This is a genomic window from Streptomyces sp. TOM-9, from assembly GCF_056858595.1.
In genome coordinates this window covers 2,279,750-2,294,911 of the sequence record NZ_JBXEQB010000001.1, presented here as the reverse complement: position 1 = coordinate 2,294,911, position 15,162 = coordinate 2,279,750, and the positions used below count along the sequence as shown (strand labels likewise).

Genomic DNA, 15,162 nt, shown 5'->3' with positions numbered 1-15,162 from the left:
GCTGACGTGCCGCACGCCGGGGGCGGTCATAGACTGACCGCGGTCGAAATGTCCTGTACGAGAGGGTTGGGCATCATGTCCAAGCGAGGCAACAAGCGGCGCGCCCGGAAGAAGAAGGGCGCCAACCACGGCAAGCGTCCCAACGCGTGACACCTGCCGTGCCGCACGTGACCGCCCGCGCCCGGCGCGGGCGGTCACTGCTGTCCGGCGGACGTCACGGACCGGCGTGCGGGGCGGCGGGCGCGGCCGGTTCCCCGGCCGGTGCCCCGGTGCGGGGGCGGTCCAGGCGGCTCGGCCACCACACGCGGTGCCGCAGGTCGAGGGTGAGCGCGGTCACCAGCACCGACCGCACGACCAAGGTGTCCAGCAGGACGCCGAAGGCCACCGCGAAGCCGATCTCCGCGAAGCCCACGACGGGCAGTGTCGCCAGGGCCGCGAACGTGCCGGCGAGCACCAGGCCCGCGGAGGTGATGACACCGCCGGTCGCCGCGAGGCCGGTGAGGGTCCCCTCGCGGGTCCCGGACAGCGCGCTCTCCTCGCGGATCCGCGTCATCAGGAAGATGTTGTAGTCGATGCCCAGCGCCACCAGGAACACGAAGACGAACAGCGGGAAGGCCGTGTCCTCGCCCTGGAAGCCGAAGACGTGGCGGAAGGCGAGCACGCTGACGCCGAGCGCGGCGGCGAAGGAGAGCACCACGGTCGCGATGAGCACCAGCGGGGCGGTGAGGGCCCGCAGCAGGATGCTCAGGATCACCAGCACGACGACGAGGATCATGGGGATGAGCAGCTCGTTGTCGTGCGCCGCGGCGCGGCCCGCGTCGAGCAGTGCCGCCGTACCGCCGCCGACCTTGGCGTCGGCACCCGGTACGGCGTGCAGGGTCCCGCGAGCGCGGTCCACGGTGTCCTCGGCGGCCTGGCTGTCGGCCGGGTCGGTGAGCGTGGCCTCCAGGTAGACCCGGCCGTCCTTGTGCGCGGGCGCGCCCTTCGGCACGACCGCGGAGCCCGGTGCGACGCCCTCGATGCCGTCGAGCGCGGCCTTGACCTGCTCCGCCGCACCCGCGTCGGCGATCACCACCAGCGGCTGTCCCGAGCCGGCGGGGAAGTAGCGGGACTCGACCTGCTGGCCGGTGACGGAGTCGGGGGTCCCGGTGAAGCTCTGGGCGTTGCTCAGGCCCGCCGCCTCCAGACCGATCACGCCCAGCGAGAGCGCGGCCAGTACGGCGGCGGTGCCCACCCACACCGTGCGCGGCCGGCGGTCGATGCGGCGGCCCACCCCTGACCACACCCCGTTCCGGGTGGGCTCGGCGGAACCGGCGTGCGGGACGGCGGGCCAGAACACCCAGCGGCCCACGACGACGAGCAGGGCGGGGAAGAGCGTCAGCATGGCGGCCAGGCCGATGACGACGCCGACGGCGGCGACAGGCCCGAGCCCGGAGGTCGAGTTCATCTCGGCGGCCAGCAGGCACAGCATGCTCACCGCGACCGTGGCGGCACTGGCGACGATCGCCGGCCCCGCCCGGTGCAGGGCCAGCGCCATGGCGTCGTGGCGGTCTTCGTGGCGGCGCAGTTCCTCGCGGTAGCGGGCGACCAGCAGCAGCGCGTAGTCCGTGCCGGCGCCGAACACCAGGACGGTGAGGATGCCCGCGCTCTGCGCGTTGACGACGAGGTCGGCGTGCTCGGCCAGCAGGTAGACCGCCGCCTGCGCCGTGAACAGCGCCCCGACGACCGAGACGACCGGCAGCAGGATGAGGGTGACGCTGCGGTAGGTCAGCAGCAGGATGACGACGACCACGGCGAGCGCGCTGTACAGCAGGGTGCCGTCGATGCCCTCGAAGGCCTCGGCGGAGTCGGCCGCGAAGCCACCCGGTCCGGTGATGTGCACCTCGAGGCCGCTGGTGCCGTCGCCGGTGACGGCGCGGATGTCGGCGACCGCGTCCGCGATGCCCGTCCAGCCGCCCTCGTCCACACCGATGGGGACGATGAGCTGCGCGGCGCGCGGGCCGGCGGCGCGTTCCTCGTACACCGGGCCGACGGTGCGGCCGCCGAAGACGCCGTGCCCGGTCATCCGCCGTATCTGCGCGGCGTCCTGACCGACCGTCGCACGGTCGTCGTCGGTCAGTCCGCCGGGGCGCGCGTAGACCACGACGGCGGGGGCGGTGTCGGGCAGGAACCGCTTCTGCAGTTCCAGGACCTGGGTGGACTCCGCGTTGCCCGGCAGCCAGGAGGAGGAGTCGTTCTGCTGCGCGTCCGTGAGCTTCTGGGCCAGCGGCGCCACCGCCACCAGCAGGACCAGCCAGAGCGCGAGCACGACCCATTTGCCGCGCCGGCCGCAGACCAGGACCGCCCAGCCGTGTGGAGCCTTCACACCCGCCACCTCCGCCTCGCCAAGGCGTCCCCCGAGGAGTGCTCCCGATCCGCACAGCATCCCACGCCCGGACGGGGCGTGCGGGGAGGTTTTCCACAGCCGTCCGCCCGGTGCGCGGGGAAGCGCCCGGCACCGCCATACTGGGACCATGGCCGTGCAGATCAACCCCAGTATTCTCTCCGCCGACTTCGCGCGCCTCGCCGACGAGGCGCGGGCCGTCGAAGGCGCGGACTGGCTCCACGTCGACGTGATGGACAATCACTTCGTCCCCAACCTGACGCTCGGCGTGCCGGTCGTGGAGTCCCTCCACAAGGCGACGAAGACCCCGCTCGACTGCCATCTGATGATCGCCGATCCGGACCGCTGGGCCCCGGCCTACGTCGAGGCGGGCGCGGGTTCCGTCACCTTCCACGTCGAGGCGGCCGCCGCGCCGGTGCGCCTGGCCCGGGAGATCCGCGCCAAGGGCGCGCGGGCCTCGATGGCGCTCAGGCCGGCGACGCCGGTCGAGCCGTACGAGGACCTGCTGCCTGAGCTCGACATGCTGCTGATCATGACCGTGGAGCCGGGCTTCGGCGGTCAGGCCTTCCTCGACATCATGCTGCCCAAGATCCGGCGTGCCAGGAAGCTGATCGACAAGCACGGGCTGGACCTGTGGCTGCAGGTCGACGGCGGCGTCTCGGCCGCCACCATCGAGCGCTGCGCCGAGGCCGGAGCGGACGTCTTCGTGGCCGGTTCGGCCGTCTACGGAGCCGAGGACCCGGCCGAGGCGGTACGGGGGCTGCGCAAGCAGGCGGCGGCCGCCTGCGCGCACTGACCACTGAGTGGGCGGCGTGCTCCGGTACTCCGGAGTACGTGCGAGGATGAGCGCGGAGCCGATCAGATGGGCAACTGGGGAGAGAACGTGACCACAGGCCGCACAGGGGTGCGCATGGGCCCCGGCGAGATGGTCCAGGCGGCGGCGATGGCCCGCCGCTTCTACCTGGAGGGAAAATCCAAGATCCAGATCGCCGAGGAGTTCGGCGTGAGCCGCTTCAAGGTGGCGCGGGTCCTGGAGACGGCCCTCGAACGTGACCTCGTGCGCATCGAGATCAGGGTCCCCGCCGAGCTCGACGCCGAACGCTCCGACGCCCTGCGCGCCCGCTACGGGCTGCGGCACGCCGTCGTCGTCGAGTCGCCCGCCGACGAGACCGACGGCCCCGACCCGGAGAACCTGGGCGCGGTCGCCGCGCAGCTGCTCGGCGAGCTGGTCAGCGAGGGCGACGTGCTCGGCCTCGCCTGGGGGCGCTCCATCATCACCATGGCCAACGCCCTCGACCGCCTGCCGCCGTGCACGGTCGTCCAGCTCACCGGCGTGTACGACGCCGGCACCGCCGACCGCGGCTCGGTCGAGGCGGTCCGCACCGCCGCGGCTGTCTCCGGCGGCGAGGCCCACCCCATGTACGCCCCCATGGTGCTGCCCGACCCGGCGACGGCGGCGGCGCTGCGCGCCCAGAGCGGCATCGCGGCCGCCATGAGCTACTTCGACAAGGTCACCGTGGCCGTGGTGTCGATCGGCTCCTGGGCGGCCGGCATCTCCACCGTCCACGACGCCCTGACCGACGCCGAGCGGGAGCACTACGCCTCCCTCGGCGTCGCCGCGGAGATGTCCTCGCACCTCTTCGACGCCGAGGGCCTGCTGGTCGGCCGTGACCTGGGCGAGCGCTGCATCACGATCGAGGCGGACCGGCTGCGCCGCATCCCCGAGGTGCTCGCCATCGCCGGCGGGCTGCGCAAGGCCGCCGCGGTCGACGCCGTGCTCCGGTCCGGCCTGGTCACCAGCATCGTGACGGACACCGCCGCCGCCGACTACCTGCTGGACTCCACCGCGCCCATGCCGCGGCCCGCCCTCGACCGCGCGGACCCCGAGGCGCTCCGCGAGTTCTAGTCCACAGCCGACAGCCGACAGCCGACAGCCGACAGCCGACAGCCGACCGCCGACCGTCCGCTCGCGCGCCCTGCGCGGCGGGCGTCGCGGGCTGTGGCAGCATCGCGGCATGCCGACCGGCCCCGTCCGCCGTGCCACCGTGATCGCCCTCGCCCTCGCCCTGCTGGGCTGCCTCGCGCTGCTGCTCACCGGCTGCTCCCCGCCCGCCACCGAACCCGTGGGGGCGCTGCCCACGGTGGCCGTCACGAGCCTGCCGCCCGAGGCCCGCGAGACGCTCCGGCTGATCGACGCGGGCGGCCCCTTCCCGTACGCGAAGGACGGCACCGTCTTCGGGAACATCGAGGGCCTGCTGCCCGCGCACCCGCGCGGCTACTACCACGAGTACACCGTCCCGACCCCGGGGACGAGCGACCGTGGCGCCCGGCGCTTCGTCACCGGCTCCGGCGGGGAGGTCTACTACACCGACGACCACTACCAGAGCTTCAGGACGGTCCGCAGATGACGGCAACGACGGTGCTGGACCTGCACGGGGTCACCACCAAGAGCGCGTTCATGGACCGCTGCGCCGAGCAGTTGCGGCTGCCCGGCTGGTTCGGCCGCAACTGGGACGCCCTGTACGACTGCCTCACCGACCTGCCCGACCCCGCGCGGGGCGGGCTCCGCCTGGTCGTCCGCGGCTGGCCCGACTTCGCGGCGGCCGAACCGGAGCAGTGGCGGACCGCGCGCAAGGTCCTCGCGGACGCCGCCGCCTTCCACGACCCGGCCCTGCTCCCCTTCGAGGTCGTCCTGGAGGAACCTACGAGCGACCCTTCGTGAGCGCCGGAGTTTCCTCCGTGTTCGTTCCGGCCCGGTCCGTGCAAAAATGAAGTACGTGCGTTTCCTCAATGATGCAAAGCCTCCGTACGACCTGACGTACGACGACGTGTTCATGGTCCCCAGCCGCTCGGCGGTGGGTTCCCGCCAGGCGGTCGACCTCTCGGCCCCGGACGGCACCGGTACCACCATCCCGCTCGTGGTCGCCAACATGACCGCCATCGCCGGTCGCCGCATGGCCGAGACCGTCGCCCGGCGCGGAGGTCTGGTGGTCATCCCCCAGGACATCCCGATCGAGGTGATCGCCGAGGTGATCAGCTGGGTGAAGCAGCGGCACCTCGTGCTCGACACCCCGATCGTGCTCGGCCCCCACGCCACCGTCGCCGACGCCCTGGCGCTACTGCCCAAGCGGGCCCACGGCGCCGCGGTCGTCGTCGAGGACGGCCGTCCGGTCGGCATCGTCACCGAGCACGACCTCACCGGCGTGGACCGCTTCACCCAGGTCTCCGTGGTGATGTCCAAGGACCTCCTGCTGCTGCCCGCGGACATCGACCCCCGCGAGGCCTTCAACCGCCTGGAGGAGGCCAACCGCAAGCTCGCCCCCGCGGTGGACGCCGACGGCAGGCTGGCCGGCATCCTGACCCGCAAGGCAGCGCTGCGCGCCACCCTGTACACCCCCGCCACCGACGCCGGCGGGCGGCTGCGCATCGCCGCCGCCGTCGGCATCAACGGCGACGTGGCGGGCAAGGCCAAGCAGTTGCTCGACGCGGGAGTGGACACGCTCGTCGTCGACACCGCCCACGGGCACCAGGAGAGCATGATCCAGGCCGTGAAGGCCGTCCGCGCCCTGGACCCGCAGGTGCCGGTCGTGGCCGGCAACGTCGTCTCCGCCGAGGGCGTGCGCGACCTGATCGAGGCCGGTGCCGACATCGTCAAGGTCGGCGTGGGCCCGGGCGCCATGTGCACCACCCGCATGATGACCGGCGTGGGCCGGCCCCAGTTCTCCGCCGTCATGGAGTGCGCCGCCGAGGCCGCCCGGCACGGCAAGCACGTCTGGGCCGACGGCGGCGTCCGGCACCCGCGCGACGTCGCGATGGCGCTCGCCGCCGGCGCGTCCAACGTCATGATCGGCTCCTGGTTCGCGGGCACCTACGAGTCGCCCGGCGACCTGCAGCAGACCGCCGACGGCCGGCCGTACAAGGAGAGCTTCGGCATGGCCTCCGCCCGCGCCGTGGCCAACCGCACGAGCGAGGAGTCCGCGTACGACCGCGCCCGCAAGGGGCTGTTCGAGGAGGGCATCTCCACCTCGCGGATGTTCCTCGACCCGGGCCGCCCGGGCGTCGAGGACCTCATCGACTCGATCATCGCGGGCGTCCGCAGCTCCTGCACCTACGCCGGGGCCGCCAACCTCGCCGAGTTCGCCGAGAAGGCCGTCGTCGGCATCCAGAGCGCCGCCGGCTACGCCGAGGGCAAGCCGCTGCACGCCAGCTGGCAGTAGTCGGCACCGCTGCTCGGGTGCCCCCGTCCGCTTCCGCGGACGGGGGCACCCGCGTCCCTGCCTCGGGCGCGATCACCCGGGAGTGCTCCGCCGGGTGGACGGCGGTCGGCCTCGTAGTCTGGTGTGCGTACGGCACGCGCCGTTCCCAGCTCGCTCGCGAAGAGAAGTGACCCACCCCCAGTGCGACTGAACGAACTCGACGAACGCATCGTCCACGCCCTCGCCGAGGACGCCCGCCGCTCCTTCGCCGACATCGGCTCGCTCGTCGGGCTCTCCGCCCCCGCCGTCAAGCGCCGGGTCGACCGGCTGCTGGCGGAGGGCGCCATCACGGGTTTCACCGTCCGTGTCGAGCCCTCCGCGCTGGGCTGGGAGACCGAGGCGTTCGTCGAGCTCTACTGCCGCCACAACACCTCGCCCGATGACATCCGGCGCGGCCTGTCGCGCTACCCGGAGGTGGCGTCCGCCTCGACCGTCACCGGCGAGGCGGACGCCGTCGTCCAGATCTACGCCGCCGACGTGCGCCACTTCGAGCGCGTCCTGGAGCGGATCGCCGGCGAGCCCTTCGTGGAGCGCACCAAGTCCGTCCTGGTGCTGTCGCCGCTGCTGCGCCGCTACACGGGAGTGCCGGACCAGCCGGAGCCGTGACCGCGCGCGGGCCCGGCCGGGGAGCCGGGTCCGGCCGCCCCCGCGCAACGAATCGCCGCCGCCGGGCCCCGGCGCGCAACGAATCGGCGGTCGGTGCGCAACGGACGCGTCTTGTCGCCACGAGGCCCGGAATCGTACCGTCGAGGCAGACCCGGAACACGCTCCCCACCAGGCGAAAGAGGCTCCATGGCGCCGCTGCGCACCGCGCTGTACCAAGGCCCGAGCGGCGTCCCCTCCTCCGTGGACGACAGCCTGGCCGCGCTCGACGCCGCCGCGCGCCGGGCCTCCGCCGCGGGAGCCCGCCTGCTCGTCACGCCCGAGATGTACCTGACCGGCTACGCCCTCGGCGACGCGGTCCCGGGCCTCGCCGAGGCGGCCGACGGGCCCGCCGCCGCCCGGGTCGGCCGGATCGCCGCCGAGCACGGCCTGGGCATCGTCTACGGCTACCCCGAGCGCGACGGCTGCGGCGTCTTCAACTCCGCCCAGCTGATCGGGCCGGACGGCGGACGCCTCGCCAACTACCGCAAGACCCACCTCTTCGGCGACTTCGAGCGCACCTGGTTCACCCCCGGCGACGACGCCGTCGTCCAGGCCGAGCTCGACGGCGTCCGGATCGGCCTCCTCATCTGCTACGACGTCGAGTTCCCGGAGACCGTGCGGGCCCACGCCCTCGCCGGCACCCAGCTGCTCGCCGTGCCCACCGCGCTGATGCGGCCCTACGAGTTCGTCCCGCAGACCCTGGTGCCGGCCCGCGCGTACGAGAGCCAGGTGCACGTCGCCTACGCCAACCGCTGTGGCCCCGAGGGCGACTTCGACTTCGCGGGGCAGAGCTGCCTCGCCGGACCCGACGGCGCCGTGCGCGCCCGGGCCGGAGCCACCGAGGAGCTGGTCGTCGCCGACGCCGACCCGGACCTCCTGCGCGCGGTCCGCGAGGAGACGCCCTACCTCCAGGACCGCCGCCCCGAGCTGTACCGCTCGCTGGGCTGATCGCGCCCCCCTTCCCCCGCCACCGCCCCGCCTGACCGCTTCACAGCCAGGAGAACCACGCCATGACGTCCACGGTGCCCACCGCGGTCCACGACGAGCAGCACCCCGAGGTGCGGTCGGCCCCGCCGATCACCATGTTCGGCCCGGACTTCCCGTTCGCCTACGACGACTTCCTGGCGAGCGCCGCGGGCCTCGGCTCCATACCGGCGACCGAACACGGCGCGGAGGTCGCGGTCATCGGCGGCGGCCTGTCCGGCATCGTCGCCGCGTACGAGCTGATGAAGATGGGCCTGAGGCCCGTCGTCTACGAGGCCGACCGGATCGGCGGCCGGCTGCGCACCGTCGGCTTCGAGGGCTGCGACGGGAACCTGACCGCGGAGATGGGCGCGATGCGCTTCCCGCCGTCCTCCACCGCCCTGCAGCACTACATCGACCTGGTGGGGCTGGAGACCACGCCCTTCCCCAACCCGCTCGCCCCCGAGACCCCGTCGACCGTCGTCGACCTCAAGGGCGAGTCCCACTACGCGCAGACCATCGACGACCTGCCGCAGGTCTACCGCGACGTCGCGCACGCCTGGAACGCCTGCCTGGAGGAGGGCGCGGACTTCTCCGACATGAACCGCGCCATGCGTGAGCGCGACGTCCCGCGCATCCGCGAGATCTGGGCGAAGCTGGTCGAGAAGCTCGACAACCAGACCTTCTACGGCTTCCTCTGCGACTCCGAGGCGTTCAAGTCCTTCCGCCACCGGGAGATCTTCGGCCAGGTCGGCTTCGGCACCGGCGGCTGGGACACCGACTTCCCCAACTCCATCCTGGAGATCCTGCGCGTCGTCTACACCGAGGCCGACGACCACCACCGCGGCATCGTCGGCGGCAGCCAGCAGCTGCCGCTGCGGCTGTGGGAACGCGAGCCGCAGAAGATCGTCCACTGGCCGCTCGGCACCTCGCTGAAGTCCCTGCACGGCGGCGACCCCCGCCCGGCCGTGACCCGCCTGCACCGCACCGCCGGCAACCGGATCACCGTCACCGACGCCGACGGCGACATCCGCACCTACCGCGCCGCGATCTTCACCGCGCAGAGCTGGATGCTGCTCAGCAAGATCGACTGCGACGACTCGCTCTTCCCGATCGACCACTGGACGGCGATCGAGCGCACCCACTACATGGAGTCCAGCAAGCTCTTCGTCCCGGTCGACCGGCCGTTCTGGCTGGACAAGGACGAGCAGACGGGCCGCGACGTGATGAGCATGACGCTCACCGACCGCATGACCCGCGGCACCTACCTGCTGGACAACGGCCCGGACGAGCCGGCCGTGATCTGCCTGTCGTACACGTGGTGCGACGACAGCCTCAAGTGGCTGCCGCTGAGCGCGTCCGAGCGCATGGAGGTCATGCTCAAGTCGCTCGGCGAGATCTACCCGAAGGTCGACATCCGCGGGCACATCATCGGCAACCCGGTGACCGTCTCGTGGGAGAACGAGCCCTACTTCATGGGCGCGTTCAAGGCGAACCTGCCCGGTCACTACCGCTACCAGCGGCGCCTGTTCACCCACTTCATGCAGGACACCCTCCCCGAGGACAAGCGCGGCATCTACCTCGCGGGCGACGACATCTCCTGGACCGCGGGCTGGGCCGAGGGCGCCGTGCAGACCGCGCTCAACGCCGTGTGGGGCGTGATGCACCAGTTCGGCGGAACCACGGACCCGACCAACCCGGGCCCGGGCGACCTCTACGACGAGATCGCGCCGGTCATGCTCGACGAGGACTGACGCACCACCCCTCAGCGGCCCAGCGGGGTCAGCAGGAAGCGCCCCACCAGCCCGACCCCGGAGTCGAGCTTCTCGGCGAACTCCCCGTACACCTCGGGCAGTCCGCGCAGCGACCACAGCACGCGGGACGCGGCCCACGCCGCGTCCCGCGCGCGTTCCAGGCTCCAGGAACCGGCGAGATGGGTCAGCGGGTCGGCGAGGTCCAGCAGATCGGGGCCGGGCATCAGCTCCTCCCTGACGCGTTCCTCCACGGACGTCAGCAGATCGCCCACGCGGTCGAAGTCCCGTTCCAGGGAAGGCGGCTCGCACCCCAGCGCGGAGCAGGTGTCCACCACCGCGAGCGCCAGGTCGTGACCCACGTGCGCGTTGATCCCGGCCAGCGCGAACTGCAGCGGGCGGACGCCGCGGTGCCCGCGCAACTGCAGCAGCGGCCGCCAGCAGGCAGGGACGGCACGGCGGTCGGTCGCGCCGTCAACCGCCCGCAGGTAACGGGCGGCGAAGCGGGCGGCCAGCACGGCGGCGGCGACGGGATCGCCGAAGCCGCCCGCCGCCAGCCGGCCGTCCATCTCCTCCGTGACCGACAGGTAGACACGGTTGAACACCGCCACCCCGTCCCCCGGCGGGAGCGCCGTGCCGAGCGCGCGCATGCGCGCCACCACCTGGCCCACCCCCACCGGGGCCGGCCGCCGTGCCGTCGTCATGGGCACAGCGTCCCAGCAGGCCGGGCGGCGTGTGCGGCACGGCGGCCGTGGCGTCCCCGGATCGGGTGAGTCAGAGCGCGCCCGCGTCGCGGGCCGTCCACACCGACGGATACTGCGGGCGGAAGCCCAGCTCCTCCCTGATGCGCAGGTTCGACACCACGCCGTCCCACGGATCGCCCGCCGCCCGCCCCGCCATGCCGCCCGGGACCTCGGCGCCGTTCACCCAGTGCAGTTCCACCGCCGACACCGGCGCGTCGTCGGCGATGTTGTACGCCCGGCCTCCGATGCCGGGGGCCCGCAGCAGCCGCAGCAGGCCCTGGGCCACGTCCGCGTGGTGCACCATGTGCAGCCGCTGGTGCGCCGCCCAGCCGCCCGCCCAGCGCAGGGACTGCGCCAGGTGCGGATCGCCGTCGCCGTACACGAAGGACAGCCGGCCGATGCGGACGTCCAGGCCCAGCTCGCGGTGGAGCTCCAGCAGCCCCCGCTCGGCCTCCGCCTTCGACGCGGGGTACGCGCCCCACATCGGGCCGCCCGGCACGCTCGCGTCGTCCTCCACCAGGGGGCGGCCCCGGCCCTCGCCGTACACCAGGTTCGTGCTCGCCTGCACGAAACGCCTCGCCCCGGCCTCGGCGGCCGCCCGCGCCAGGGCCAGCGTGGCATCGCGGTTCACTGCCCAGGTGCCCTCCTGCGAGCCGTCCCGGAACACCGCCGCCAGGTGCACGACCGCATCCACGCCCGCCAGGGCCTTGCGCAGGTCCTCCGGGTCCCGCAGGTCCCCGGCCGCGATCCGCGCCCCCAGCCGGGCGAGCCCCTCGCCCCGCTCCGCGTCCCGCACGAGCAGCCGCACCTCCTCGCCCGGGCGGCACCACTGCAGCAGCCTCGGCACGAAGCGGCTGCCGACCCGACCGGTCGCCCCCGTCACCAGCGTCAGCATCCTCGGTCCCCTCTCGTCGCCGTCACGCGACCAGGCTGCGGCGGCCCGCGGCGCCGCGGGAGAGACCTCCGCATCCGGGGACCGACACTCCCTGGATAAGGTCCCGGCCCGGCGGGATGCTTGAAACGTGGACATCGACCGCGCGCAGCTCGCCGACTTCCTGCGCCGCAGCCGCGCCCGCCTCGCCCCCTCCGACGTGGGCCTGTCGGTCGGCGTCCGGCGGCGCACCCCCGGGCTGCGCCGCGAGGAGGTCGCCCAGCTCGCCGGGATGTCCGCGGACTACTACACCCGGCTCGAACAGTCACGGGGCCCCCGGCCGTCCCGGCAGATCCTGGGCGCGCTCGCCCGTGCGCTGCGCCTGTCCGAGGACGAACGGGACCACCTCTTCCACCTGGCCGGCGAGGAACCGCCCCGCGACACCCGCGGCGCCGGCGACGCCGGCGCCACGGGGCACGTACGGCCCGGACTGCTGCTGGTGCTGGACCGGCTCGACGACACCCCGGCGCAGGTCGTCAGCGACGCGGGGGACGTCCTCGCCCAGAACGCGATGGCCGCGGCGCTCGTCGGCGACGCGGCCTCCCGGCCACCGGGGGAGCGCAACATCGTCCGCCGCTTCTTCCTCGACCCGGCGGCGCGCGAGCTCTTCCCTCCGGGGGACCGGGAGGAGCACGCCCGGCGTCACGTCGCCCACCTGCGTGCGGTCCTGGCCGCCCGGCCCGACGACGCGCGCGCGGGCGCGCTGGTCGCGGAACTGCGGGGGCGCAGCGCGGAGTTCTCGAGGCTGTGGGACGAGCACGTGGTCGCCGTGCGGCGCGCGGATGTGAAGCGGTTCCAGCATCCGGTGGTGGGGCTGATGGAGCTGGAGTGCGAGGTGCTGCTCAGTGCGGAGCATGATCAGCGGTTGATCGTGTACACGGCGCGGCCGGGGAGCGAGTCCTACGAGCGGTTGCGGTTGCTTCGCGTTGTGGGGCTGCAGGACCTCGCGGTGCGGTGAGTTGGTGTGTGCGGGTGCGTTGTGGCTGCTGTTGGGGGTTTCCCGCCCGCCCGCCTGATTGCCCGGCGCGGTCAGTGCGGGCCTCGCGCGTGGGTGGTGGCCCGGGGGCGGGGCCTCCGGGGCTGCGCATTCTGGACCGCATATTTATGTGCATGGCGGGCGGTACTTGTTGTGTCGTCTGTGCCGCACAACACATACACGTCAGCGTCCAGAACGCCCACCCTCCCCCAGCCTTCGGCCGGGGGTGCCCCCAACAACCCCGCCCCCTCCGTATCGCCGGGCGACCAACGGCCGGTGGGGGTTCACAGAGCGGTCCGGGGTTGCCGCAAGTGCCTACTCACCCCCCACCGGCCGTCAGTCGCCCAACACATGGGAGGGGATGTGGCGGGGTGCTCCCCCTGGCCGAAGGCTGGGGGAGACGAGCAGCGGACCCGGCGCGGAATAGTGCAGGGGTAAACAGCGAGCGCTGTGGGGGTCCCCCCGGCCGAAGGCTGGGGGAGTGCGCCGGCGCGGCCCCGACCCCACACGTACGCAGCGCAGGCCCGCACTGACCGCGCTGGGCAATCGGGCGGGCGGGCGGGGAAACCCTCACAGCAACCACAACGGCGCCGCACACGAGGCACCGGCCGCAAGGGCACCCCGATTGCGGCCTACGGGGCCCACGCCGTGCGGGTGACCGCGTACTCGACCTCGCCGTGCTCGGCGCCGGGCAACGCCTCGTCCCACTCCTCGTGGAAGACCCGGACGAACGACAGCCCCGCCTTCTCCATCACGCGCCGCGACCGGGTGTTGACGAACATCGTCTCCGCGTGGACGCGCTCCGCGCCCAGGTCGGTGAAGGCCTTGTGGACCAGCGCGCGGGACCCCTCCGTGGCGTAGCCGCGGCCCCAGGCGGCGCGGCGCAGGCGGTACCCGAGTTCGAGGTCGTCGGCGGGGCTGCCGGGCCGGGGGGTGAGGGCGAACCAGCCGACGAAGTGCCCGGTGGAGAGTTCCTCCGCCGCCCAGACCTGGGAGCGCGCGAAGCGGGGCAGGACCTCGTGCCGGATGACGTCGGAGGGCGTGGGGCGGCCGTTGCCCAGGTAACGCATGACCTCGGGGTCGCTGTCGAGCGCGACGAGCAGTTCGGCGTCCGCGTCGGTGTCGGTGAAGTGCCGCAGCCGCAGCCGCTCGGTCTCCAGGAAGATCCGCATGTGCATGAACGGCACGCTAGGCCTGCGGGGTCGTCGCCGCCACGGGTTTGCGGTCGCGCTCCACGGAGACGGTGCCCGCGCGCCGGAGCACGCCCGCCCCCACGGCGAGCCCGGCGGCGAGCAGGGTGACCAGGCCGAAGGAGACCTGCAGGGAGCTGGCCTCCGCGATGGAGCCGATGGCGGCCGGAGCCACCAGCCCGGAGGTGTAGGTGACCGTGGCGACGCCCGCGATGGCCTGGCTCGCGTTGGGCCCGCTGCGCCCGGCCGCGGCGAAGCACAGCGGCACGACGACGGCGATGCCCACGCCGATGAGGGCGAAGCCCGCGATGGTGGTGACCTGCGTGGACGCCGTGGCGACGAGGACGCCGCCCACCGTGGCGAGCAGGCCGCCGAAGCGTACGGTGCGCACCGGTCCGAAGCGGCGGACGACGAGGTCGCCGAGGAGACGGGACACGGCCATGGTGCACGCGAACGCGGTGTAGGACGCGGCGGCGACACCGGGGGAGGCGCCGGCGATGTCACGGAGGTAGACCGCGCTCCAGTCCATGCTGGCGCCCTCCGCGAAGACGGCGCAGAAGCCGATGGCGCCGATGACCAGGGCCGCGCGGGGCGGCAGGGCGAAGCGTGCGGGGGCCTCCTCCGACGCGGCGGGCCGCAGGTCGAGCACTCCGCTGCAGACCACCTGGCCCAGCACGACGAGCAGGACGGCCGCGGCGGTGAGGTGGAGGCGCGCGTCGAGTTCCGCGTGGGCGGCGAGGACGCCGAAGAGGGAGCCGAGCAGGGTGCCGGCGCTCCACATGCCGTGCAGCCCGGACATGATCGAGCGGCCGAGGCGTTCCTCGACCTCGACGCCCTGGGCGTTCATGACGACGTCGGCCATGCCGGCCGAGGCCCCGTACACGAGCATCGCCCCGCACAGCCAGCCCAGGCCGGAGGAGAGGGCGGGCAGCGCCAGGGAGGCGCACCACAGGCCCAGCAGGAGGCGCAGCGCGTTGCGCATGCCCATGTGGTGGGCGACGCGGGCGGCGAGCGGCATCGCGACGGAGGCGCCGAGGGCCGCGAAGACGAGCGCGAAGCCGAGCTGTCCGGCGCTGAGCCCCGCGTGCTCCTGGATCCAGGGCACCCGGGTGGCGAAGCTGCCGGTCACCGCGCCGTGCACGGCGAACACCGCGGCGACGGCGAGATGGGCGCGCCGCAGTCGCGGGTCGGTCTTCCCCGTCGGGGTCGTCGGCTTCGTCGGCATGTTCCCTCCAGTCTGGTCCCGCCGTGCTCGGGTCATAAATTATCAGGCAGGCTTCCTGAAAGATAGACTGCCTCCTGTCGCGGTCCCGCACCGGGGCCC

General features: G+C 73.4%; 15 protein-coding genes. 10 read left to right on the top strand and 5 right to left on the bottom strand.

Translation table 11 applies throughout. From position 1 onward, the window contains the following. Positions 1–75: 75 nt before the first annotated feature. Complete coding sequence (locus tag AC1VWI_RS10780) at positions 76–150, top strand: 50S ribosomal protein bL37 (RefSeq protein ID WP_373297613.1); 75 nt, start codon at positions 76–78, stop codon at positions 148–150. Between the two features lie 64 nt (positions 151–214). On the opposite strand, the gene AC1VWI_RS10775 is transcribed toward AC1VWI_RS10780, so the two are convergent. After that, positions 215–2,365, bottom strand: coding sequence for an MMPL family transporter (locus AC1VWI_RS10775; RefSeq protein ID WP_499510753.1), 2,151 nt, complete (start codon positions 2,363–2,365; stop codon positions 215–217). A gap of 148 nt (positions 2,366–2,513) precedes the next feature. Between AC1VWI_RS10775 and rpe the strand changes: the two genes are divergently transcribed. The 8 genes from rpe (at position 2,514) to AC1VWI_RS10735 (ending at position 10,001) form a co-directional block, all read left to right on the top strand. Further along, positions 2,514–3,179 carry a ribulose-phosphate 3-epimerase gene (rpe, locus tag AC1VWI_RS10770; protein ID WP_499510752.1) on the top strand — a complete coding sequence of 222 codons (666 nt, stop codon included), beginning with the start codon at positions 2,514–2,516 and terminating at the stop codon, positions 3,177–3,179. Positions 3,180–3,245: 66 nt separating this feature from the next. Continuing rightward, a complete protein-coding gene (locus AC1VWI_RS10765; RefSeq protein ID WP_499510751.1) occupies positions 3,246–4,289 on the top strand; it encodes a sugar-binding transcriptional regulator in 1,044 nt (347 codons plus the stop codon). 109 nt (positions 4,290–4,398) lie between these two features. Beyond that, a complete protein-coding gene (locus AC1VWI_RS10760) occupies positions 4,399–4,791 on the top strand; it encodes a guanyl-specific ribonuclease (RefSeq protein ID WP_499510750.1) in 393 nt (130 codons plus the stop codon). Next, on the top strand, positions 4,788–5,105 hold the full coding sequence (locus AC1VWI_RS10755; RefSeq protein WP_499510749.1) for a barstar family protein: 318 nt from the start codon (positions 4,788–4,790) through the stop codon (positions 5,103–5,105). Before AC1VWI_RS10760 ends, AC1VWI_RS10755 begins: the two co-directional genes overlap by 4 nt. Positions 5,106–5,151: 46 nt before the next feature. Beyond that, positions 5,152–6,600, top strand: coding sequence for a GuaB1 family IMP dehydrogenase-related protein (locus AC1VWI_RS10750; protein ID WP_499510748.1), 1,449 nt, complete (start codon positions 5,152–5,154; stop codon positions 6,598–6,600). Between the two features lie 180 nt (positions 6,601–6,780). Beyond that, complete coding sequence (locus AC1VWI_RS10745) at positions 6,781–7,245, top strand: Lrp/AsnC family transcriptional regulator (RefSeq protein WP_499510747.1); 465 nt, start codon at positions 6,781–6,783, stop codon at positions 7,243–7,245. A 186-nt stretch (positions 7,246–7,431) separates the two neighbouring features. Beyond that, positions 7,432–8,232 carry a carbon-nitrogen hydrolase family protein gene (locus tag AC1VWI_RS10740; RefSeq protein WP_499510746.1) on the top strand — a complete coding sequence of 267 codons (801 nt, stop codon included), beginning with the start codon at positions 7,432–7,434 and terminating at the stop codon, positions 8,230–8,232. A gap of 62 nt (positions 8,233–8,294) precedes the next feature. After that, positions 8,295–10,001: a flavin monoamine oxidase family protein gene (locus AC1VWI_RS10735; RefSeq protein WP_499510745.1), complete on the top strand. Its 1,707-nt coding sequence runs from the start codon at positions 8,295–8,297 to the stop codon at positions 9,999–10,001. A gap of 11 nt (positions 10,002–10,012) precedes the next feature. Here the strand turns inward: AC1VWI_RS10735 and AC1VWI_RS10730 are convergent, their stop codons facing one another. Both AC1VWI_RS10730 and AC1VWI_RS10725 read right to left on the bottom strand, forming a co-directional pair. Further along, positions 10,013–10,702 carry a DUF5995 family protein gene (locus AC1VWI_RS10730; RefSeq protein WP_499510744.1) on the bottom strand — a complete coding sequence of 230 codons (690 nt, stop codon included), beginning with the start codon at positions 10,700–10,702 and terminating at the stop codon, positions 10,013–10,015. 70 nt (positions 10,703–10,772) lie between these two features. Next, positions 10,773–11,636 carry an NAD-dependent epimerase/dehydratase family protein gene (locus tag AC1VWI_RS10725; protein ID WP_499510743.1) on the bottom strand — a complete coding sequence of 288 codons (864 nt, stop codon included), beginning with the start codon at positions 11,634–11,636 and terminating at the stop codon, positions 10,773–10,775. Positions 11,637–11,769: 133 nt separating this feature from the next. Between AC1VWI_RS10725 and AC1VWI_RS10720 the strand changes: the two genes are divergently transcribed. Further along, positions 11,770–12,630 carry a helix-turn-helix transcriptional regulator gene (locus tag AC1VWI_RS10720; RefSeq protein ID WP_499516768.1) on the top strand — a complete coding sequence of 287 codons (861 nt, stop codon included), beginning with the start codon at positions 11,770–11,772 and terminating at the stop codon, positions 12,628–12,630. 650 nt (positions 12,631–13,280) lie between these two features. On the opposite strand, the gene AC1VWI_RS10715 is transcribed toward AC1VWI_RS10720, so the two are convergent. Continuing rightward, on the bottom strand, positions 13,281–13,820 hold the full coding sequence (locus AC1VWI_RS10715) for a GNAT family N-acetyltransferase (protein WP_499516767.1): 540 nt from the start codon (positions 13,818–13,820) through the stop codon (positions 13,281–13,283). A 16-nt stretch (positions 13,821–13,836) separates the two neighbouring features. After that, positions 13,837–15,063 carry an MFS transporter gene (locus tag AC1VWI_RS10710; RefSeq protein ID WP_499510742.1) on the bottom strand — a complete coding sequence of 409 codons (1,227 nt, stop codon included), beginning with the start codon at positions 15,061–15,063 and terminating at the stop codon, positions 13,837–13,839. Positions 15,064–15,162 lie beyond the last annotated feature (99 nt).

What these genes read in the sequence shown, in the direction of transcription:
- rpe (WP_499510752.1), top strand. Translation starts at nt 2,514, where the DNA reads ATGGCCGTGCAGATCAACCCCAGTATTCTCTCCGCCGACTTCGCGCGC.
- AC1VWI_RS10765 (WP_499510751.1), top strand. Translation starts at nt 3,246, where the DNA reads ATGGGCAACTGGGGAGAGAACGTGACCACAGGCCGCACAGGGGTGCGC.
- AC1VWI_RS10760 (WP_499510750.1), top strand. Translation starts at nt 4,399, where the DNA reads ATGCCGACCGGCCCCGTCCGCCGTGCCACCGTGATCGCCCTCGCCCTC.
- AC1VWI_RS10755 (WP_499510749.1), top strand. Translation starts at nt 4,788, where the DNA reads ATGACGGCAACGACGGTGCTGGACCTGCACGGGGTCACCACCAAGAGC.
- AC1VWI_RS10750 (WP_499510748.1), top strand. Translation starts at nt 5,152, where the DNA reads ATGAAGTACGTGCGTTTCCTCAATGATGCAAAGCCTCCGTACGACCTG.
- AC1VWI_RS10740 (WP_499510746.1), top strand. Translation starts at nt 7,432, where the DNA reads ATGGCGCCGCTGCGCACCGCGCTGTACCAAGGCCCGAGCGGCGTCCCC.
- AC1VWI_RS10735 (WP_499510745.1), top strand. Translation starts at nt 8,295, where the DNA reads ATGACGTCCACGGTGCCCACCGCGGTCCACGACGAGCAGCACCCCGAG.
- AC1VWI_RS10730 (WP_499510744.1), bottom strand. Translation starts at nt 10,702, where the DNA reads ATGACGACGGCACGGCGGCCGGCCCCGGTGGGGGTGGGCCAGGTGGTG.
- AC1VWI_RS10725 (WP_499510743.1), bottom strand. Translation starts at nt 11,636, where the DNA reads ATGCTGACGCTGGTGACGGGGGCGACCGGTCGGGTCGGCAGCCGCTTC.
- AC1VWI_RS10715 (WP_499516767.1), bottom strand. Translation starts at nt 13,820, where the DNA reads ATGCGGATCTTCCTGGAGACCGAGCGGCTGCGGCTGCGGCACTTCACC.
- AC1VWI_RS10710 (WP_499510742.1), bottom strand. Translation starts at nt 15,063, where the DNA reads ATGCCGACGAAGCCGACGACCCCGACGGGGAAGACCGACCCGCGACTG.